Source organism: Arthrobacter glacialis, assembly GCF_002909445.1.
Classification (GTDB): Bacteria; Actinomycetota; Actinomycetes; order Actinomycetales; family Micrococcaceae; genus Specibacter; species Specibacter glacialis.
This window is the reverse complement of record NZ_PPXC01000006.1, coordinates 1-20,299: the sequence shown is the minus strand read 5'-3', so window position 1 is coordinate 20,299 and position 20,299 is coordinate 1. Positions and strand designations below refer to the sequence as shown.

Below are 20,299 nucleotides of genomic sequence, written 5' to 3'. Positions count from 1 at the left end.
ACGGAAGAATCAAGCCGCCAGTCAGTTGTCGCTGAGGTAGTGCATGACGGCCAGCACTCGCCGGTGCGACTCCCCATCCAGGGGCAGATTGAGCGAATCGTAAATGCGGGAGGTGTGCTGCACCACGGCTTTTTCACTGAGGAACAGCTCCGCGGCGATCCGGGAATTGCTGCTCCCCTCCGCCATGAGGGCCAAGACTTCCTGCTGCCGCGGCGTCAGCTCCCGGATAGCCCCGTTGGAGCGTTTGGCGCGCGCCACCATAAGCGCCACGACATCCGGGTCAAGGGCCATGCCGCCTGCTGCAACGTCCCGCAGCTGGCCCAGAAAAGTGTCAACGTCTGCGATGCGCTGCTTGAGCAGGTAGCCAACCTTGCCGTTGGAAGAGGACAGGAGTTCGTTGGCGTAGCGCCTTTGCATATGTTGCGACAGCACCACCACGGCAGTTTCCGGGTACTTGGATCGGAGGCGCAGCGCCGCCCGCAGGCCCTCGTCACTGTGGCTCGGCGGCATGCGGATGTCGGTGACAACCAGTTCTGGAAGGTGCAAACTAACAGCACTTTCCAATTCCACAGCGTCGCCGGCTGCTGCGACCACCTCGAATCCACCCCCTTCCAAAACCAGCTGCAGTCCGTGCCGGAGCAGGGCCTCGTCCTCACCAATGACTACGCGCATGGCAGATCCACCTTGATTCGGGTCCCTTCCCCGGGTGCGCTGGCCAGGTCAAAGAGGCCGCCCAGAACATCCACCCGGTCCCCTATCCCGCGCAATCCTGTGCCGACGTGAAGATCAGCCCCGCCCTTGCCGTCGTCGCGCACTTCCAGGCGCAGCCACCCCTCCTCAACGTGCAGCCGCACCTGGATTTGGGTGGCCTGCGAATGCTTCAAGGCGTTGCTGAGGGCTTCGGCCAAGACAAAGTAGGCGGCATGTTCGACGGCGGACGCGCAGCTGCCGTCTGTGATCTCAAGTTCCAGCGTGGTGGGGATGGGCATTCTGTCGGCCAGATCCTCCGCCGCTGCGGCCAAACCCCGCTCGATCAGGGCTGCGGGCATGACCGCGTGCACCAGCTGCCTCAACTCCGCCGCGGCGGCATCTAGGCCCTGCCTCAGGTGTGTAGCCCGGTCAATGGTGCCGGAATCCGAGCCTGCTGATTTGGCCAGTTGCTGTGCCTCGAGGGCAAGCAGGACAAGCTGCATTTGCAGACCGTCGTGGAGATCCCGGGCAATCCTGCGGCGTTCCCGGTCCGCGGCATCCACCAAACGCTGCCGGGATCGTTGCAAGGCACCGTGACTTTCCCGCAATTCCACTGTTAATCGTTCCCTGTCCACAGCGATGGCCACCACCTGCCCAGCGGCACGAACCAGCGCAGGTTCTTCAATAAGTGTGGCGTCGTAGGCGATGGCTCCGACTGTCCTGCTGCCCAGTACAATTTCGACCTGTCCCCGGTTGGTACCTGGCTCCACCAAGGGGGCCGGTGACCCATCGTCGTTGACAAATACCTCGTGTCTGGGTACCCAAAAGGACAGGGTGGCAGAGGGGTCTCCCAGCGCGCGCACCAGAGCCGCGGCCAAGGCGGAGCGGGCTCCTCCTGAGGCTCCCAGCCAGGAGCCCAGTTCCTCCAGCTCCCCTGTTTTGGCGAATCCACCCCGGAGAATTCCGTGCCCGAATGCAAGCGGGATTCCGCCTATAACGATCAGTTGCAGCATTGCGTTCGTCTCCACGCTCATGTCCAGCAACGGGCTCAGCACCTGAGTGCCCAGTGGAACAAAAATCGCGGCAAAGGCACCGTAGGCAAATAAGGGAGCAAGTACTCGGCGTTGATCCTTATCTGCTTGGACCAGTCGTCTGATGAGCACAAATGCCGTGGCCATCATGACCCCCGCCCCAACCCATTCCTGCAACCACTGGGCAAGAGCCACCATGGGCGGGCTGTCGGCAATGGCTAGGAAAGGCACGTCGCCGTCTGCACGGAACAGGTAACCCGGCGCCTGAAGCAGGAGCGAGTTTAGATAGGCGGCCAGCACGGTGAACTTTGAAATCCGGCCCTGGAGCCGGCCGGATGGAAAGGCGTGCAGCATATGGACAATGACAGCCAAAATGAGGGTGGCACCGATTGTAGACGCAGCCACAAAGACAGGTATGTCTGTGTTGCCCATTCCGCTTAAGAAGACGGCAAATCCACCAAACAGGATCAGGGGGCCCAGCCGGTTACCCGGGCGTCGGTGCCAGGCCCGCAGCCCGGCCAGTAGATAGACCACTGTCACCACCGGAAAGAGCATCATGACATGGCCCATCGGACCAGCAATGGGCAGCAGGGCCCAGCCCATGGCTGCTAAAGAAATTACGGCGACAAAGATGACGATGAGGGAACGGTCAAGAGACTTAGCAAGCTTTAACCGCGGTACCTTCTGGGCCATGGAGTCCAATCTACCGGCTCGTTGCTGGTGACGCGGGTGATTGACGGCCGCTGGATGAGGTACATCCGGGCATCACTGTTTGGGCACTGGCGTGGATTGTGGCCCCGGGCGACGGACACAGCCGTGAAAATGCGGGTAGCGGGGTCCCTGCAAGGAAGCGCAGGCGGGCTGCCGGGTTGCGTTTTCGGCTCCGTGCACGTGCCGGAAGGGATGTCGCTATTAGCCAGCACCACAACCGTGGTGTGGGTGTCCGCGTCATAGAATACCGAAGTGTTGCAGCCGGGAAGCTCGCCGGTGTGCCACACCCGGCTCAGGGAAGGATGAACGCCGGGCGTTCTGCGTTTCACTTTCGAGCAACCCTTGGCCCGTGCCCAGTGCCCGGCCATAGATCAAGAGGTCCCCCACCGTGGAGACCATCTGTCCGTCAGTCCAGACCCAGGTGGGGTTCCACGCGCTGGTGTTGACCGGCGTCGTAACTTCCGTGGGTGTGCCCTGCAAGGTGAAACCCTGAGCATGCGGGGCCGGGTAGGGATCGCTGCCGCACCGCGGCGACGATAAGGTCGATTCGCGGTTGTGTTACTCACGGGTGAGTTCGTCAAATATCGTCGCTGGGGTACGCAATCGCCAGTGGGCTGGAACAGCGCCTCAAGAGATGACTCACAGCTGCCACGTGCGGAAATCCTCCAACACCAGATGCAGCTTGGCCGCTGCGGCCGCTGCTTGGCGGGCGGCGGCTCGATCCTCCGCGGAGATTGTCGCGTCAAGCTCCAGCAGCGATGCCTCGGCATAGGGGTCCGCGGACAGTGTGGGATCGACCACTGTGTGGGCATAGCGGCCCGGTGCCTCCGCAAGCAGCGGTTAATGGCAGCCTGTGCTTCTGCTTGGTCACCTCCCGAGCGCGCGCGGCATGCTCAAGCGTGTTCGATACGACAATCCAAGAGTTTGCGAAGTCTTCCGCAAGCCAGGACTCGAGCACCGGCAGGGAGAGCGCATAGGCCTGTTCAGCAGACCCCCTTGCCACAGAAGTGTGACGCCCACGGCCACGCAGACGCCCAGCAGCACCACCGCGGCAACCGCTGCGCTGATCCTTCCCCGACTCTTAAATCGCCGGTCATTCGGCGCAACGATGTCACTCATGGCGCCAATACAACGGACCGCCAGGGCGCCGAACGAGGGACTTAGACCGCCACTGGGGCCGTTGGCAGCCAAGGCGGCTCTAGCCCCACTCCTCCGAGCGGACCAGGATGGCACCGGAATCAGGGCAGAACACAATCGTGTCCGGTGCGGCCTTCTTGATCTCCACCAAGTCCCCGGCACTGAGGTGCATGCCTGATCCTTCCGATTTTCCGTGGAACAACCGAGCGGCACCCACCCCATATTTGGCCAGGGAACGCTCGTAGATGGCCAGCAGTTCAGGGGCAAAGGTGGCGGTCAATTCGGCACGTTCAGCCAAGGTGGCATCGCGCTCCATTTTCAGGGCACCGAGTTTGCTGCGTAGTTCATCAACTACTTCATCAAGCACCGACTGCATCTGCTTCACCAGGGCAAGTTGTGCGCCTTGGCGTGCCGTTGCTTCCTCGAACGCCTCCATGATCTCCAGCTCGGTGTCTTCGAGCTCGCCGCGGCGCTTGTTCAGCGACACCAGCTCACTCTGAAGTGCCATGAGATCCTTGGACAGGCCCGTGCCGCTGTTGAGTCTGGCGTCGTCGCGCTCAATGCGCGCCACCACGGCTGCCACGTCATCTTCAGCCTTTGTCAGTGCCCGCTGGGCATCGCTGACGGCCGTGTCCAGGACCACCAGATCACTCTTGGCCACGGTGAGACCTGAGTGAAGATCAGGAAGCCTGGGGTCTTCCTTCAAGGCCTTGGCTTGAACATCCAGAGCCCGTAATTTGCCATCCAGTACTTGGATATCCAGCAATCGCATCTGCTCTGCCGGTGCTGCCTTAGCCATGTAATTCCTCCTGCTACATCAAGTGGGTGGTGCAATCCTTATGACAGCCTAGTTCCCGGGCGTCAGTATGAAGTCCCATGGGTCCGTGTTGGTTTGGCTGACAACCAATTCGGCTTCAAAACCTTGGTCTGCAAGCACGTTGCCCAACGCCTTGGCCGCCGCCGGCAGCCAGAGCCACTCGCTGGCAAAGTGTGAGAGATCAATCAGATATGGCTTGCCGTCCACCCGGGCCTCACGGGCTTCCGACGCCGGATGGTGGCGTAAGTCTGCCGTGACAAAAACGTCGGCGTCGCTGGAACGCACGGCATCAAACAAGCTGTCCCCGGACCCGCCACACACGGCCACCTTGCGGACCAGGGCATCCCTGTCCCCCGCAACCCGGACGCCGCCAGCCACGGCTGGCAAGGTGAGGAACACTCGGCCGGCCAAATCGCCCAGTTTTTCAGCACCAGGCAGCAGGCCCACCCGGCCTATACCCTCTTCGACCAAGCCATGGGCTGCGGGCATCAGCGGCTGGACCTCACTGAGTCCCAGGACATCGGCCAAAACATCTGAAACACCTCCTACGGCGCTGTCGCCGTTGGTGTGCACTGTCAGCAGGGCGCAGCCGCCTTCGATCAACCGGTGGATGGCCCGCCCCTTGCCGGACGTTGCGGCTACTGAATTAACGCCTTTCAGCAACAAGGGGTGGTGGGTGATGAGCAGTTGGGCACCCCACTCGAGGGCCTCATCAATAACTTCCAGGGTGGGGTCCACGGCAAACATGATCCGGTCCACTTCGGCTTCGGGCCGGCCCACCACCAGGCCAACACGGTCCCAGTCTTCGGCAAGCGATTCAGGCCAGAGCTCTTCCACCGCCAGCAAAACATCGGCAAGCACGGGTGTTTCCAAACCCTCAGCAGTGCCGGGCTCAAGAAGCTCCGTGTCAGGTTCCGTGTCAGCGATCTCCACGCCCTCAGTGGATTCGCCCGGGGATTCCTGGCGTTCCGCGTCTTCGCGTCCTGCGTCTGCGTCTTCCGCGTCTGGAACAACGTGGGGCTTGGGAAAAGTTGGTTCCATGCTCATGCTTCTACTTTACTGGCGTGCAGCCCCTGCGCGGCGCGGGAATGGACGCGGCGCTGGATGACTTATAAATAGACATGAAGACTTTTGTATTAGGTGGCGGTTGTTTCTGGTGCTTGGACGCCGTATATCAGATGACCAGGGGGGTTGAATCGGTGGTGTCCGGATACACCGGCGGCGCGGTGCCCAACCCCAGCTATGATCAGATCTGTTCGGGCATGACTGGACATGCTGAGGTAGTGTCAGTGACGTTCGATGAGGATGTCATCCCCGCTGGCATCATCTTGGACATGTTCTTCACCCAGCACGATCCCACCACATTGAACAGGCAAGGATACGACACCGGAACCCAGTACAGGTCCGCCATGTTTTACACCGATGCCGAGGATGAGGCCGCCTTCCGGGATGCCATTGTGCGCAACCAGCCCAATTGGCGCCACCCCATAGTGACCGAGGTGACTCCTCTGGGCCAGGTGTACCAGGCCACTGCCGACCACCAGAATTTTTACGCACAGCGTCCCGAAGTGGGATATTGCCGGGTTATTATCGACCCCAAGATTGCAAAAGTAAGAAAACATTACGCCCAGTGGCTCACGGCCTAGGAACCGGCAGAACCGCTGGTTACGCTGTGAATTAGCACCCATCCACGCGCGCATTTGGATCAACTGAGCTCGTGACGACTTCTTGAGAGTAGGACCTTACATGGCACGGATTTATGACAACGTCACGCAGCTTGTGGGCGGCACCCCCCTGGTTCGACTGAACCGCCTGACGGCGGGTTTGAATGCCACTGTGGCAGTCAAGCTCGAGTTCTACAACCCTGCCAACAGCGTCAAGGACCGGATCGGTGTTGCCATTATTGACGCCGCCGAAGCGTCCGGGGAGCTCAAGCCCGGCGGCACCATTGTGGAAGGCACCTCCGGCAACACGGGAATCGCCTTGGCCATGGTGGGCGCTGCCCGCGGCTACAAGGTCATCCTGACCATGCCGGAGACCATGTCGACCGAACGCCGGGTCATGCTGCGCGCTTATGGTGCTGACATTGTCCTGACCCCGGGCTCCGAAGGCATGCGCGGCGCCGTGGAGAAGGCCAAGGAAATTGTGGCCAGCACGGAGAACTCCATCTGGGCCCAGCAGTTCGCCAACCCCGCCAACTCGGCTATCCACTTCGCCACCACCGGCGAGGAAATCTGGGACGACACCGACGGCGCAGTGGACATCTTGGTTGCCGGCGTAGGCACCGGCGGTACCATCACCGGTGCCGGCCAGCTCCTGAAGAAGCGCAACCCCAATGTGAAGGTTGTTGCTGTGGAGCCGATTGATTCGGCCATCCTCAATGGCGGCACACCCGGACCGCACAAGATTCAGGGCCTCGGCGCGAACTTCATCCCCGAGGTGCTCGATCAGGACATCTACGACGAGGTTCTGGACGCCACCTTGGAAGATTCCGTGGCCACGGCACGCGCCCTGGGCAACCAGGAAGGCATCCTGGGCGGCATCTCAGCCGGCGCCGCCGTGTGGGCAGCCCTGGAGCTGGCCAAGCGTGAAGAGAACGCCGGCAAGCTCATTGTTGCCGTGGTTCCCGACTTCGGTGAGCGCTACATTTCCACGGTTTTGTACGACGATATCCGGGGCTAATCCCCACACCAGGGCCCGCACAGCACAGATTGTTCCCGCATCATTGACGCCGCAGCGTCGATGATGCGGGTCTTCTGGTCTGTGGGCCCGACCGCATTGCGAACTCCGCCGAAGAAGAACGACGGCGACCAACTGAAAGAAGTCTGTGGGATTTATCGGCAGAATACGTGAAGACCTAGAGTCGGCCCGGTCACATGACCCCGCCGCTCGTGGTTCCATGGAGAATTTTTTTGTCTACTCCGGCCTGCACGCCATTTGGATGCACCGGCTGACACATAAGATGTGGGCCAACCCAGGGCTGCGCTTCCCCGCCCGGGTGCTGTCGCAGCTGACGCGTTTTGCCACGGGCATTGAGATTCATCCCGGTGCCACCATTGGCAAACGATTCTTCATTGACCACGGCATGGGCGTTGTTATTGGCGAGACCGCCGAAATCGGTGACGACGTGATGATTTACCACGGTGTCACCCTCGGCGGACGTTCACTGGCCAAAACCAAGCGCCACCCCACCATCGGCAACCGGGTCACCATTGGCGCCGGGGCAAAGGTCCTGGGCCCGATCCACATTGGTGACGATTCCGCTGTGGGGGCCAACGCCGTCGTTGTTAAGGACGCGCCAGCCAATTCCATCCTCACCGGCATCCCGGCGATCGTTCGGCACAGGGATGCCAAAAAGGAAATGGCTCCCGCAGTGGACCCGGCCGAATACATTGACCCGGCCATGTGGATCTAGCCGGATCCAGTAAATAGTCTTAAAGTTCGACGGCGGCCGGTGACTTCCTTGGGGAAGTCACCGGCCGCCGTCGAACTTTAAGAAACTATGACGCAGTTGGTGCTAAAAACAGATACGTTTTTAGCACCAACTGCGTCATAGTCGGGCCGGGGAGGCTAGTGCGTGTCTACTGCACTGATCTCGGACTTGTCGCCACTCCACTGGGTATGAAAGGTTCCTTCAGCGTCAACACGGCTGTAGGTGTGGGCACCGAAGAGGTCGCGCAGGCCCTGGGTCAATGCGGCGGGCAGGCGCTTGCGGCGCAGGCCGTCGTAGTAGGCCAGTGAGGAGGAGAACACCGGGACGGGTATGCCCAGCTGCACGGCTGTGGAGACAACGCGGCGCCAGGCCGGAAGCACCTCAGCAATTTCGGCTGCGAAGGCCGGGGCGAACAGCAGGTTCGCCGGCTTGTCCTCGGCAGCGTAGGCCTTGGTGATGTCCTTGAGGAGCTCGGCACGGATAATGCAGCCGCCACGCCACAGCGAGGCAATCTCATCCAGCTTCAGGTCCCAGTTGTACTCGCCAGCAGCGGATGTGAGCATGTCGATGCCCTGTGCGTAACTGATGAGCTTGGAGGCGTAGAGCGCCTGGCGAACGTCTTCAACGAAGTCGGCGCCGAGTTCAACAGCAACCTCGTGGCCGGCCAAAACTTCCTGGCCGATGGCACGCTGGTCACGCTGCGAGGAGAGTCCGCGAGCGAACACGGACTCGGCGATGGCGGAGATGGGCGAACCCAGATCCAGGCCGGACTGGACAGTCCAGCGGCCCGTGCCCTTCTGGCCTGCGGAGTCAACAATGACGTCAACCAGCGGCTTGCCGGTCTTAGCGTCAACGTGGCCCAGCACTTCGGCCGTGATCTCGATCAGGAAGGAGGCCAGCTGGCCTTCGTTCCACTTGCCGAAGATTTCAGCCTGCTCAGCCGGCTCGATGCCAGCGGCGCTGCGCAACAGGTCGAAAGCTTCACCGATAACCTGCATGTCGGCATATTCGATGCCGTTGTGAACCATCTTGACGAAGTGGCCGGCGCCATCGGTGCCGATCCAAGCGCAGCAGGGCTGGCCATCAACCTTGGCGGAAATCTTTTCCAGCAGCGGGCCAAGTGCATCGTAAGATTCCTTGGAGCCACCGGGCATGATGGACGGGCCCAAGAGAGCGCCTTCCTCACCACCGGATACACCAACGCCCACAAAGTGGAGATTCTTCTCGGCCAGAGCAGCTTCGCGGCGGCGGGTGTCCTGGTAGTGCGAGTTGCCGCCGTCGATGATGATGTCACCCTCTTCCATGAGAGGCACGAGTGCATCGATCACGGAGTCAACGGGGCCGCCGGCCTTGACCATGATGAGCACGCGGCGGGGCTTCTCCAAGGACTCGACCAGCTCGGCCAGGGTCTCGGTGCGGACAAAATTGCCCTCGTCGCCGTGGGCGGCAAGCAGCGCGTCGGTCTTTTCCACCGAGCGGTTGTGCAAGGCAACGGTGTAACCGTTGCGGGCCAAGTTGCGGGCCAGGTTGGCGCCCATGACGGCCAGTCCGGTCACGCCGATCTGTGCGGAGCCGATTTGTGCAGACATACTACCTCCAGAATGAAATGAACAGTTTCCTACAGCTTATCGGGGATGGCGCCGGTTCCCCAGCCGGTTCCATGATTTGGATACGCAATGTGACATATTGGGTAAGCCATCGTGGCAACCGGATGCCACATGGTCAACTCAAGCCCCGAAGTTGAGCAAAACTTTGCCCGACATGGCCGAGTTCTTTGCCATCTCAAATGCCTCTAGACCATCAAGAAGTGCGTATTCGTGCGTGATGACGGGATCCACCACCAGCGATCCGTCAGCAAGAGCGGCAATGACCTCGTCAATTTCATCATTGAAACGGAATGCACCCACAAGCTCCAGCTCGCGGGTGATCGCCAAGGAAATGGCAACCGGTTGCGCACCGGAAGGTAAAAGCCCAACCATTACTACGCGCCCGCCGCGCACTGCCCCCTTGATGGCCGACGCCAGGCCAAAATGGTTCCCGGAGGATTCAATGACAACATCTGCCTCGACAGCAGAAATTGCGTCATCATCGGCGGCTTGCAGGAGCGCATCTGCGCCCACAGCAGCCGCGATCTCCAGGGGTTTGGCATACATGTCCACGGCGGTGATGTGGCTGGCGCCGGCCCGTTTGAGAACCGCTATGGCCAGCGTGCCGATGGGCCCGCATCCCACCACGAGCGCCGATTTGCCGCGAACATTGCCTGCACGGGCCACGGCATGCCAGGCCACGCTGGCGGGCTCAACCAGCGCCGCCCGGCGCAGCGGCAGGCCTTCAGGCAACGTCCGCAGCATGCGGGTGGGCAGGTTGGCGTAGCGCAGGAACGCCCCGTCAGTATGGGGATGGCGGGCAGCGCTGCCAAGATACGTGCACCCGGGGGACAGATTGGGCCTGTCGCTGGGGTACTTGGCCGCGCCGGGGCCCGGCGTGGCGGGGTGGACGGCCACGGGTGTCCCGACGGCGGGTCCCGTGCCATCCACGGCAGCCCGGGCCACCACGCCAACAACCTCGTGCCCCAACACCAGGGGGTCCTTGAGGATTGACTCCCCCGCAGCACCGTGCAGCCAGTAGTGCAGGTCAGAACCGCAGATGCCCCCATAGGCAATCTCAATCACGGCTTGATCGGATGCGGGTTCGCCCAGCGGGACGTCCGCAATGCGCAAATCCCCCTTGCCGTGGGCAACAACAGCGGGAGCGCTTGCGGGAAGTGCTGAGGATCTTGTCATTGTCGCCATCTTTCTAAACCACTACCGTCATGCCGCCATCAACGAAGATGGTCTGGCCGTTGACAAAATTAGATGCATCGGAGGCCAGCCACACGGCCGGGCCGGCCAGGTCCGCCACGGTCCCCCACCTATTGGCCGGTGTCCGCCCCAGAATCCAGGAGTTGAATTTTTCATCGTCAACCAAGTTTTGGGTCATCTCCGTATGGATATAGCCGGGTGCGATCCCATTGATCTGCAAGCCACCGGCGGCCCACTCAGCAGTCATGGCGCGGGTCAGGTTGCGCAGCCCGCCCTTCGCGGCCGTATAGGCGGCGATGGTGGGGCGGGCCAGATCAGTCTGCACGGAACAGATGTTGATGATCTTTCCGTGGCCGCGGGCCAACATTCCCCTCGCAGCCTCACGCCCCACCAGGAACGCACTGGTCAAATCAGTGCTGATGACCCTGTCCCAGTCCTTCACCTCCATGTCCAGCAGCGGGACACGGTGCTGGATGCCGGCGTTGTTGACGAGGATTTCAAGCGGCCCAACATTTTTCTCTATCCAGGCGATGCCCTCGGCGGCGGCCACGTCGCTGGTGACGTCAAAGGCCAGAGAGCGGATCTGGTGTGGTGCGAAGTCAGCTGCCATGGCGGCTTCGGCGGCGGCCAGCCTTTCCGGGTTCAGACCATGGAGCACCACTGTAGCCCCGGCATCGGCCAGCCCGCGTGCCAACGCGTTTCCAATGCCCCGGCTGGATCCTGTCACCAGGGCAACCCTGCCCGTCAAATCAAACAATCCACTCATTCGTCAGTCCTTTTTCTTCTCAAAGTTTCCACTCGCCTTGCCCCAGCATTATTGCGATTTGAGCGGGTGTGGGCCCCGGCCGAAGCGCGACGGGATCAGGTGGCGGGGCTCAAGCGGGCAATGGACTCCCGCACCACAGCAAGGTCTTGATCTCCCAAGCCTTGGTCCTTCAGGGTTCCATACAGCGCATGGCCTGCCGTGGCCATGGGCACGGCCGACCCCGCCGCCCGGGCACTGTCCAGCACAAACCCCAGATCTTTGTGCATGAATTTGGCGGGCCCGGTGGGCGCATAGTCCTTGGCCGCAATCCGCGGCCCCACAACATTGAGCACTGCGCTGCCTGCCAGTCCGCCGCTCAACACCTCAAACAACGCCACCACGTCCATGCCCGAGCGTTCGGCCAGTTCAGCAGCTTCGGCAAGTGCCGCCGTCGTCGTGCCCACCAAAAGCTGATTGCAGGCCTTGGCAAGCGAACCCGAGCCGAGCGGACCGAGTAGGCGCACGGTGGTTCCCAGGGACTCGAGAACGGGCAAAATCCGCTGAAAATCGTCATCGGCACCGCCAGCCATGATGGCCAGGGTCCCGTTTTCCGCACCCACCGTGCCGCCGCTGACGGGCGCGTCAAGGACGGCAGCGTTGCCGGAGCTCGCCCGTGCCACGTCACCGCCAAAGGCTTGAACGGCCTGCGGCGAGACGCTGCTCATCACGACGACCACGGTCCCCGGCATGGGCGGTGCGGCCCGCCAGAGGTCGAGCAGGGGTGCCACGGCTGCGTCTATGAAGCCCAGATCGGGCAGCATGAAGATGATGACGCTGTGGTCCCGCAGCTCGGCGACCCCTGCCGCGGAGGAGGCGCCCTGGGCTTTCAACGATTCCATGGCGCCCGCGGAGCGGTTCCAGACTGTCACGGGCCAGCCGTCCGCCAGCAGATTGGCTGCCATGGGGGCACCCATGTGACCCAGGCCGACAAAACCAACCGTGTGCGCGGGCGTGTTCGGAGATGGTGGGTCTTGCATCATGGCGTACCTGTCCTCACAACGTTGCGGGTATTGCTGGTGACTCATTGTCACATTTGTTCAGTATTCTAACCACAATTCAGTATGATGAACATCATGACCACTCAGAATCTCACCGTCGCGATTGCCGTCCCGCTCGAAGCTGAGCATGTGGAAGCCATTAAGGCAGCCCATCCAGCCGTCACCGTCTTGTACGAGCCGGAACTGCTCCCGCCCGAGCGGTTCCCCGCAGACCACGCCGGAGATCCCGCCTTCACGCGCACACCCGAGCAGGAAACCCGCTACTGGGCACTGCTGAAAAGTGCCGACATCCTCTACGGATTCCCGAACGAGAACGCCGCCGGCCTGGCCGCCATCGCAGCCAGCGAAAAGTTGCAGTGGATTCAGGCCATGGCAGCAGGTGCTGGTGGAGCCGTCAAGGCAGCCAGCCTTTCCCCCGCAAATCTGGCGCGCATTGCCATCACCAGCTCGGCGGGCGTCCACGCCCTGCCGCTGGCTGAATTCGCCATGATGGGTGTGTTGAACGGCTTCAAGCGCACTGCCGAGCTCTCCGCCGACCAGGCCGCCAAGCACTGGCCGGAACTGCGCACACCCACCCGGCTGGCGAGCGGCTCCCACGCCGTCATTACGGGTCTGGGTGAGATCGGCCTGGAAACCGCCCGCCTGGCCCGCGCCCTCGGCATGAAGGTCAGCGGCACCAAGCGCAATGTCGAAGCCATCGAGGGCATCGAGACTGTCACCGACACTGCCGGGCTGCCTGCCCTGGTGGCAACGGCCGACGTGCTCATCAACACTCTGCCGGGCACCGCTTACACGGAGAAGATGCTCAACGCGGAGATCTTCAACGCCATGAAGCCCGGCACCGTGCTGGTCAATGTTGGCCGCGGCACGGTTATTGACGAGGACGCGCTGCTGGAAGCCCTCGACAACGGCCAGGTCTCCTACGCCTGCCTGGACGTGTTCGCCGTGGAGCCGCTGCCGGCAAGCAGCCCGCTTTGGGACCACCCCCGCGTGATGGTTTCCCCGCACACCTCGGCACTGAGCGCCGCCGAGAACCGCCTCATCGCCGAGCGGTTCAGCGAAAACCTCACCCGCTTCCAGAATGGCGAACCGCTGCTGCACACCGTGGACCCGGTCCACTTCTACTAAACCCACCGATCAGGGGAGCTTCCAATCGCGGAGGCTCCCCTTTTGCATGCCCACAACCATATGTTGCACGACGGCGGCCGGCCGGATCCCAGCGCATGGCGGCAGGCCGGCGTCGTGCCTCACCACCTTAAACTCCAGCGGCGCCCGTCGAGACGGGCGCCGCTGGAGGCTGGTTGGAGTTAGGTGGCGTCCTCGACCAGGTTGAGGTCGCGACCCACAGTCTCAGGCGTAACGAACGTGGTGGCGAAGGAGATTGCCGCCAACACCAGGGAGTAGCCGGCGAGCACAACCCATGACTGATGGGTGACAGCCAGGAGCAGGCCGCCCACGAACGGGGCAATGCCGCCGGCAAATACAGCAGAAATCTCCCTGCTCATGGCAACGCCGGTGAAGCGGTGGGTGGACCCGAAGAGCTCGGGCAGCAAGGCGCACTGCGGACCCAGCATGGACTGCACACCCAGCGCAATGCCGATGCTCATGACAATCCAGACCAGCGTGACGTTGCCCAGGGAGATCAAGTAGAACGCCGGGAAGGCGAACAAGAGCTGGAACAAGGCTCCGTAGCGGTACACCTTGACGCGGCCCACCCTGTCCGACAGAGCACCAAAGGTGATCACCATAATGGCGGAGAACCCTGCGGCAATGAGCAGGCCAACGGGGCCAATGAACTTGTCGCCCTCAAATATGCCTCCCTTGGCGGCCATGAATCCGACCAGGAGCGTGGAGTAGATGGTGGAGTTGCCGTTTTCGCCCATGCGAAGGCCGATGCCAATCAGCACATTCTTCTTGGAAGTGCGCCACAGGACACCCAACGGGTTCTTGTTGACGTTCTTGTGCTTTTCCAACTCCTGGAAGACCGGGGTCTCCTTGAGCTTGAGGCGAATGTAGATGGCGACAGCAATCAGCAAGATGCTGGCCAGGAACGGCACCCGCCACAGCCATCCCGTCAGAACCTCGGGATTTGCCAGGCCCAATAGCGCGAACGTGCCAGCTCCTAGCAACGTGCCGATCTGGATGCCAACAAACGGCAGGGCCGCGAAGAATCCGCGGCGCGTGCGCGGCGCCACCTCGGAAATGAGTGTGGTGGCGCCTGCCTGCTCCGCGCCGGCTCCCAACCCCTGAATGATGCGCATGACGACCAAAAGAATGGCACCCAACATGCCAGCCTGCTCGTACGTGGGCAACAGGCCAATGGCAAACGACGCCGTTCCCATGAGGCCGATGGTCAGCAGCAGGACTTGTTTGCGACCGAATCGGTCACCAATGTAACCAAAGATCAATCCGCCAAAGGGGCGTGCCGCGAATCCAACTCCGTAGGTGGCGAAGGCGGCAATGAGGGCACCCGTTGCGCCCAGTGGGGCAAAGAACAGCGGGCCAAAAATGAGCGCGGTGGCCAGGCCGTAAATGTAGAAGTCATAGTACTCAAGCGCGGACCCGACGGAGCTGGCTAGTGTGGCCCGGCGAAGCTGGTCCGGATCCACAGTGTCACCTGCTTGCGGAGCGGATGTGCGCGTGGGGCGTAATGGCTGTGTAGTCACTGGTTCTCCCTTGAAACTTCCCGAACCACCATTGGTCCAGGCAGGCGACAACGACCGTTAGGTCGATCACTATGCTGAACAGCGTACATCACAGTGAACGGTTCGCCAAGGAAAAATGTTTCCTACGTCACTAACCCATGGGATTACCCAGCATCTTCGTCAGATCCTGCAACTCGCGTACCATTGCCTCGCGCTGCCCCTCCGAGAATGTGGCCTTCAGTGCAGTGACCGAAACGGCAAGGCTGGGGCCGTGGGAACCGTGCGTCGGAACAGCCACACCCAGACTCACCACGCCCAGAGTGGACTCCTCATCCTCAAAGGCATAGCCCTGTGCGCGAATCTGAGCAATCTCCGCCTTGAGTTGCCGCCCCGTTCTCAGTGACATGGGGGTCATGACGGGTAGCGCAGCGTCATCTGGAAAAAGTTCCGCCAGGTCATGGTCGTGCAACTTGGCCACCAAGGCCTTGCCTACTGCACACAGCGTCACGGGCATCTTGTCGCCGATATTGGAGGTCAGCCGCACAGCAGGGTGCCCCTCATAGCGCGCTAGGTAGATGACGTTGTCCCCGTCAAGCATGGCTATGCGCACAGTCTCGCCCTTGAGCAAGGGCGCCTGCTCACAGAAACGGTAGAACTCCCGCACCTCATCCCGGCGGCTCAGGTAGGCCGCGCCAAGTTCCACCAGCTTTACACCGAGCGCATAGTCGGAGCCCAGCCGGGTGATCAGCTCTGCATCCTCAAGTGCCTGCAGCAGGTTTGAGGTGGAGGATTTTGGAATGCCCAGCTCACGCGCCAAGTCGCTAAGAGTCAGGCGCCCAGTCATTGACTCCGCCAGGGCATCAAGCACGGCGGCCGCCCGAGTAACAGCTGGAGCCGGCGTAGCATTGCTCCGCGCATCGTGACTCTTTGCCATGGCGGCGCCATCCCGGGGGACCACGTACTGGGGCTCGGGGCGAACTTCACTCATATTGCTTCCTCGACGCTGAAGGAGGTGGCCCATGCATTCCGCGGGCCTGTCACGGCACCACAGCTAATGGTTCACTGCAGTGGACAACCTCCATCCTACTGTCCATATGCAGACGTAGAACGTCCGGTCTTGTATTTTTCCGGCGAGGGATGTATATTTTTTTCAGACCTTCCACTGTGGCGTCCCCCAATAGCCACAGTGGAGGGTCCTCCACTTTAAGGCCCGTCTTCAGAGCACGCTCCGGGCCGCACTCCGTTGAAAAAATGAGTCGCCGTCAGGCGTCGCCCCACCTCCTGCCCTACCCTTTGAACTCCTTTGAACTCCATCTGGAAATTTGGCGTGTCAGTTTGCATCCTGTGGATTGAAGGGCTATATTTTTATTACTGGTTCCCCACCACAGCGTCCCCCAATAGCTGTGGCGGGGAACCTTTTACGTTAAGTAACCCCTTGCCGCACCCACCATGCGCCGTCACCGGATTCGCGCTCCAACTCCATGGTGACCAGGTCACTGCGGGGATTGCGCCCCAAGCGAGCCTGCACCTGCCACACTTGGACATCCACGCGACCTTGGCCTTTGGGCATCCGGAGAGAATACTTCCACCACTGGGTCCGCTCGAACCAGCGCACGGGTTCGGCACCAATCACCCATTCATGGCCATTGCGCCGCACAACAACCGGCACGCCGGCCGAGGAGGTGCGCACCTCAACATGTTCCAGGGGAGACTTCATACCCCGCACGCTACGGGCAGGCTCTGACAATCAGGACGGCCCGGCCACCCAACGGTGAGTGCCACGTTTACACCGTGGTCGTCTTTTATCTAAAGGCCAAGAGCCGCAGGAATTGCTGTTCGCTGACCACCTGGATGTCTTGCCCCGCCGCTGCCAGTTCATGGGCGCGCTTGACCTTGGCGCTGGGCAAGCGTCCGCCACTGCCAAGGCCAGCACACACCACCATGGTGACCTTCTTGGTGGTGCTGTTGGCTATCGTGGCGCCCTTGGCGGCTGCGACGTCCTGGGCTTGGTCCCGCGGCATGGCACTCAAGTCACCACTGAAAACAATTGTCTGGCCAAAAAGCGGGCCATGGGGATTGGCCATGGCATTGGCGGCAGGCAGATCAGCCAGCCTGCGAGTGTAGCCGGCCGAGAGATAGCTGGGCTGCTTGGCGGCCGCCCTGGCGCCAGGAGCTGGCCATAGCTCCCCCATCGTTGTAGCGCCGTTGCGCCTGGCCAGCTCAAGGGCAATCAGGGCGCTGGCGCGTGCGTCGTCGCCGGCGTCGTGGTGGTTGAATGCTGGCAGCTCCAAGGCGCCCACCACGTCGGAGAGTGTGTAGTGCGCTAGCTCCAGGTGTTTTTTCGCCAACGTCAGGGTGCAATGAAAGTCCAAGTCGGGGGCGGGCAGCCCACAAGCTTCGTTGGCCTTGGAAATGACGGACTTTTCAAAGCTGACGTTGTGGCCAACCAGGGCGTCGCCGCCAATGAAATCCATCATGGGGCCGTAAATTCCGCGCCAGTCGGGCATGTTGCGCACCTGCGCTGCGGTAATGCCGTGAATGCCCACGTTGACCGAATGGAACTCCTCATAGCCTGGCAACGGCTTCATGAGCCAGGAGGCCTGCTCGGTCACTTTTCCGGCCCGGACTTTAGTCAGCCCAACGGCGCACGCCGAGGCGCGGTAGTTGTTGGCTGTTTCAAAGTCGATTGCGGTAAAGGAAATGCCGCGCATCCAATCCCCCTCAAGATGTGAACCATCAGCCACCCTCCAGGTGGCCGGAATGCAAAGAACCCCGCGGTTTCAAGACTGTATGCCTTGAATCCGCGGGGTTCTTTTACTGTGGGTCCTACCGGGATCGAACCGATGACATCCACGGTGTAAACGTGGCGCTCTACCAGCTGAGCTAAAGACCCATTCATCACTCAGGCCACTTTAGCTTTACGCTTGTTGGCCTGACCAACGAGAAACTACTGTACACGATGTTTTGGTGGTTGCGCCAATCGAGGCCTTAAAGCGTATGTGACATGAGTCATAGCCTCACTGACGCCCGCTTCAATCTTCACATTTGCCAGCTCATCACCGCGGGTGGCGCCCCTGTTGATGATGATGACGTGCTTGCCGTCCTTGGCCGCCTTCTTCACAAAACGAAGCCCACTCATGACAGTCAGCGACGAACCCGCCACCACTATCCCCGCAGCCTCCTCCACCATGGCAAAGGAGCGCTCCACACGATCCTTGGGGACGTTCTCGCCAAAGAAGACAAAGTCGGGCTTGAGCATGCCGTTACACACAGGGCAGGCCGGAACGTTGAAGGAAGCGATCAGGACTTCATGGTCCAGATCGGAATCTGCGTCCGGGCCCATGGAAACTCCCCCGGCCCGGGCAACAGCATCCAGGAACTCCGGATTGGCATCACTGAGCAGGGTAGCCACAAAAATCCGGCTGAAGGTTGTGCCGCATTGCAGGCACGCAACACGGTCAAAGCGGCCGTGGAGGTCCACCACATTGACGGCGCCAGCGTCCTCGTGGAGCCTGTCAACGTTTTGGGTGATGATTCCGCTCAGCAACCCATAGCCTTCAAGCACAGTTGCTGCGAAGTGGCCGCCGTTGGGGACGGCTTGACGCATGAATTGCCAACCCATGTGGTTGCGGGCCCAGTAGCGTTGGCGCAGCTGGGCATCGCCCACAAATTCTTGGTAGGTCAGCGGGTTCCGGGGCACCGACGTTGGCCCACGGTAATCCGGGATCCCTGAATCCGTACTGAGGCCGGCGCCTGTGAGCAGCACAAATTTTTTGCCGCGCCACAGCTGCACCACCTGCTCCAGTTGCGCTGTGAGGGCGGGTGCCAGGGGCTGCGCATTCTCAGGAGCGCCCGACGGCGGCGAGCCGGGGGTCACCAGGGCCGTGAGGCCAATGCCGGGGCGCACGGGGTCCATGGCTACAGCCTTCCCAAGGCCTGCCAATAGCGCTCAAGAGAGCGGGCCTGGCCAGTGGGTGTGCTGAACGCATCGGCAATCAGCCCACCCGCCCCAATAAGGAAAGTACTGCGCCCGGACATGCCACGAACGGGGTCAAAGACTCCGTAGTCACTGGCAACCTCACCATGAGGCCAAAAGTCGGCCAGCAGGTCAAAGTTGTAGCCTTCAGCCTTGGCATAGGCGCGCAAGGTGTATTTGGTGTCCACGGATATGGCCAGAAGCCGCACGCCAGCCGCGGCGAAGTCGGCCAGGTTGTCCCGCAGCTCGGACAGCTCGCCGGTGCAAATACCCGAGAAGGCAAAGGGATAAAACACAATTGCCACGGGGGCACCACGCAAACCAGCGAGCGAAATTGGCTCACCAAATTGATTTGGCAAGGAAAAGTCTGGGGCCGTGTCGCCCACTTGCAACCCTGGATGCGTGCCGCCGTCGTGCACTATTGGCGCTTGCGTGGAACCAGTCGCGTCGCAGCCCAATCCGCGGAAACGCCCTCGGTGGTGGTCACATGGAGACCTGCCGTGGGTGCCGCTTCAAGGATCTCTGCCGGCGGCACATAGCCGTCACGGCCTGACTTGGGCGTCAGAATCCACACGATCCCGCCCTCGTCCAGGGATGTCAATGAATCCACCAGGGCATCTACCAAGTCCCCGTCATCCTTGCGCCACCAAAAAATGATGGCGTCAACTACGTCGTGGTCCTCTTCGTCAAACATTTCCGAACCGATGAGGTCCTCAATGTTGTCACGAAGGCCAAAATCAACGTCGTCGTCATATCCGAGTTCTTGGATGAGATCCCCATCCTTGAACCCCAAAATGCCTGCCACCTTGGCTACAGTGCCGGCGTCGGCCTCGCTCACGTGATTCCTCCTGCGTTCAACGCTTGCGCGTTGGTTTGTTGGTCAGTACCCCCAGTCTAGGGGCTGCGCCCATCTTGCCTCTACTTAGCGGCTCTATGCAACAAACATGCCGGTATGCCGCCCATTAAATTGTGATCTCCATTACCAACACCCGTTTAAGGGGCCTATAGTGAACGGTACCCAGCCCCTTGCGGCGGGTCATGCAGTGGGCGCAGCTACGCACAAGACGCACCAGCGGTCTAGAGTGTTTGTACACGCCCACGGCCACAGCCATGGGCCCCACACACTGCTTTTAAGAGAGGTTGGACGTGGCTGCAGGAGACGAAAATTCCCACATCCTTAGCGGGTTGACAAACCAGCTGCCTGATCGCGATCCGGAAGAGACTGCCGAATGGTTGGAGTCCTTGGATACGCTGA

At 61.3% G+C, this 20,299-nt stretch carries 21 protein-coding genes and 1 tRNA gene; 4 read left to right on the top strand and 18 right to left on the bottom strand.

The annotated features are described in order from the left end of the window. Positions 1–21: 21 nt before the first annotated feature. The 6 genes from CVS27_RS09050 to CVS27_RS09035 all read right to left on the bottom strand — a co-directional run bounded on the left by CVS27_RS09050 (position 22) and on the right by CVS27_RS09035 (position 5,433). Complete coding sequence (locus CVS27_RS09050) at positions 22–672, bottom strand: response regulator transcription factor (RefSeq protein WP_103465421.1); 651 nt, start codon at positions 670–672, stop codon at positions 22–24. Next, positions 663–1,193 (bottom strand): sensor histidine kinase, encoded by a 531-nt coding sequence (locus CVS27_RS21620; RefSeq protein WP_370739492.1) that lies wholly within the window; start codon positions 1,191–1,193, stop codon positions 663–665. The genes CVS27_RS09050 and CVS27_RS21620 overlap by 10 nt, the downstream gene beginning before the upstream one ends. A gap of 1,476 nt (positions 1,194–2,669) precedes the next feature. Further along, positions 2,670–2,912, bottom strand: coding sequence for a hypothetical protein (locus CVS27_RS20515; RefSeq protein ID WP_133162905.1), 243 nt, complete (start codon positions 2,910–2,912; stop codon positions 2,670–2,672). A gap of 159 nt (positions 2,913–3,071) precedes the next feature. Further along, positions 3,072–3,233 (bottom strand): hypothetical protein, encoded by a 162-nt coding sequence (locus CVS27_RS20770; protein WP_165788284.1) that lies wholly within the window; start codon positions 3,231–3,233, stop codon positions 3,072–3,074. A 397-nt stretch (positions 3,234–3,630) separates the two neighbouring features. Beyond that, complete coding sequence (locus tag CVS27_RS09040; protein ID WP_103465419.1) at positions 3,631–4,368, bottom strand: zinc ribbon domain-containing protein; 738 nt, start codon at positions 4,366–4,368, stop codon at positions 3,631–3,633. 48 nt (positions 4,369–4,416) lie between these two features. After that, positions 4,417–5,433: a Nif3-like dinuclear metal center hexameric protein gene (locus CVS27_RS09035; protein WP_243399806.1), complete on the bottom strand. Its 1,017-nt coding sequence runs from the start codon at positions 5,431–5,433 to the stop codon at positions 4,417–4,419. Between the two features lie 74 nt (positions 5,434–5,507). On the opposite strand from CVS27_RS09035, the gene msrA reads away from it, so the two are divergent. The 3 genes from msrA to epsC all read left to right on the top strand — a co-directional run bounded on the left by msrA (position 5,508) and on the right by epsC (position 7,801). Then, positions 5,508–6,032, top strand: coding sequence for a peptide-methionine (S)-S-oxide reductase MsrA (msrA, locus tag CVS27_RS09030; protein WP_103465417.1), 525 nt, complete (start codon positions 5,508–5,510; stop codon positions 6,030–6,032). A 100-nt stretch (positions 6,033–6,132) separates the two neighbouring features. After that, the gene (gene cysK, locus CVS27_RS09025) at positions 6,133–7,068 is read left to right on the top strand and encodes a cysteine synthase A (RefSeq protein ID WP_103465416.1); all 936 of its coding nucleotides are present in this window, start codon (positions 6,133–6,135) and stop codon (positions 7,066–7,068) included. Between the two features lie 145 nt (positions 7,069–7,213). After that, positions 7,214–7,801 (top strand): serine O-acetyltransferase EpsC, encoded by a 588-nt coding sequence (epsC, locus tag CVS27_RS09020; protein ID WP_103465415.1) that lies wholly within the window; start codon positions 7,214–7,216, stop codon positions 7,799–7,801. 155 nt (positions 7,802–7,956) lie between these two features. Here epsC and gnd read toward each other — a convergent pair whose 3' ends face one another. The 4 genes from gnd to CVS27_RS09000 form a co-directional block, all read right to left on the bottom strand. Then, positions 7,957–9,408 (bottom strand): NADP-dependent phosphogluconate dehydrogenase, encoded by a 1,452-nt coding sequence (gene gnd, locus CVS27_RS09015; protein WP_103465414.1) that lies wholly within the window; start codon positions 9,406–9,408, stop codon positions 7,957–7,959. Positions 9,409–9,546: 138 nt separating this feature from the next. Further along, positions 9,547–10,602 carry an L-idonate 5-dehydrogenase gene (locus CVS27_RS09010; RefSeq protein ID WP_103465413.1) on the bottom strand — a complete coding sequence of 352 codons (1,056 nt, stop codon included), beginning with the start codon at positions 10,600–10,602 and terminating at the stop codon, positions 9,547–9,549. Positions 10,603–10,615: 13 nt separating this feature from the next. Next, entirely contained in the window at positions 10,616–11,386 is a 771-nt protein-coding gene (locus tag CVS27_RS09005) for an SDR family oxidoreductase (protein WP_103465412.1), read from the bottom strand. A gap of 95 nt (positions 11,387–11,481) precedes the next feature. Then, positions 11,482–12,402 (bottom strand): NAD(P)-dependent oxidoreductase, encoded by a 921-nt coding sequence (locus CVS27_RS09000; RefSeq protein WP_103465614.1) that lies wholly within the window; start codon positions 12,400–12,402, stop codon positions 11,482–11,484. 84 nt (positions 12,403–12,486) lie between these two features. On the opposite strand from CVS27_RS09000, the gene CVS27_RS08995 reads away from it, so the two are divergent. After that, complete coding sequence (locus CVS27_RS08995; protein WP_103465411.1) at positions 12,487–13,551, top strand: D-2-hydroxyacid dehydrogenase; 1,065 nt, start codon at positions 12,487–12,489, stop codon at positions 13,549–13,551. Between the two features lie 179 nt (positions 13,552–13,730). On the opposite strand, the gene CVS27_RS08990 is transcribed toward CVS27_RS08995, so the two are convergent. From CVS27_RS08990 to CVS27_RS08955, 8 genes are all read right to left on the bottom strand, one after another. Continuing rightward, on the bottom strand, positions 13,731–15,089 hold the full coding sequence (locus CVS27_RS08990) for an MFS transporter (RefSeq protein ID WP_103465410.1): 1,359 nt from the start codon (positions 15,087–15,089) through the stop codon (positions 13,731–13,733). A 130-nt stretch (positions 15,090–15,219) separates the two neighbouring features. Beyond that, on the bottom strand, positions 15,220–16,002 hold the full coding sequence (locus tag CVS27_RS08985) for an IclR family transcriptional regulator (protein ID WP_103465613.1): 783 nt from the start codon (positions 16,000–16,002) through the stop codon (positions 15,220–15,222). A gap of 489 nt (positions 16,003–16,491) precedes the next feature. Beyond that, entirely contained in the window at positions 16,492–16,785 is a 294-nt protein-coding gene (locus tag CVS27_RS08980; protein ID WP_243399808.1) for a hypothetical protein, read from the bottom strand. 85 nt (positions 16,786–16,870) lie between these two features. Beyond that, the gene (locus tag CVS27_RS08975) at positions 16,871–17,779 is read right to left on the bottom strand and encodes an exonuclease domain-containing protein (RefSeq protein WP_103465409.1); all 909 of its coding nucleotides are present in this window, start codon (positions 17,777–17,779) and stop codon (positions 16,871–16,873) included. 109 nt (positions 17,780–17,888) lie between these two features. Further along, positions 17,889–17,961, bottom strand: a tRNA-Val gene (locus tag CVS27_RS08970). Between the two features lie 54 nt (positions 17,962–18,015). Next, entirely contained in the window at positions 18,016–18,984 is a 969-nt protein-coding gene (locus CVS27_RS08965) for a Sir2 family NAD-dependent protein deacetylase (protein WP_103465408.1), read from the bottom strand. Positions 18,985–18,986: 2 nt separating this feature from the next. Further along, the gene (locus CVS27_RS08960) at positions 18,987–19,430 is read right to left on the bottom strand and encodes a peroxiredoxin (protein WP_370739491.1); all 444 of its coding nucleotides are present in this window, start codon (positions 19,428–19,430) and stop codon (positions 18,987–18,989) included. A gap of 32 nt (positions 19,431–19,462) precedes the next feature. After that, on the bottom strand, positions 19,463–19,882 hold the full coding sequence (locus tag CVS27_RS08955) for a DUF3052 domain-containing protein (protein ID WP_103465407.1): 420 nt from the start codon (positions 19,880–19,882) through the stop codon (positions 19,463–19,465). Between the last annotated feature and the right edge of the window lie 417 nt (positions 19,883–20,299).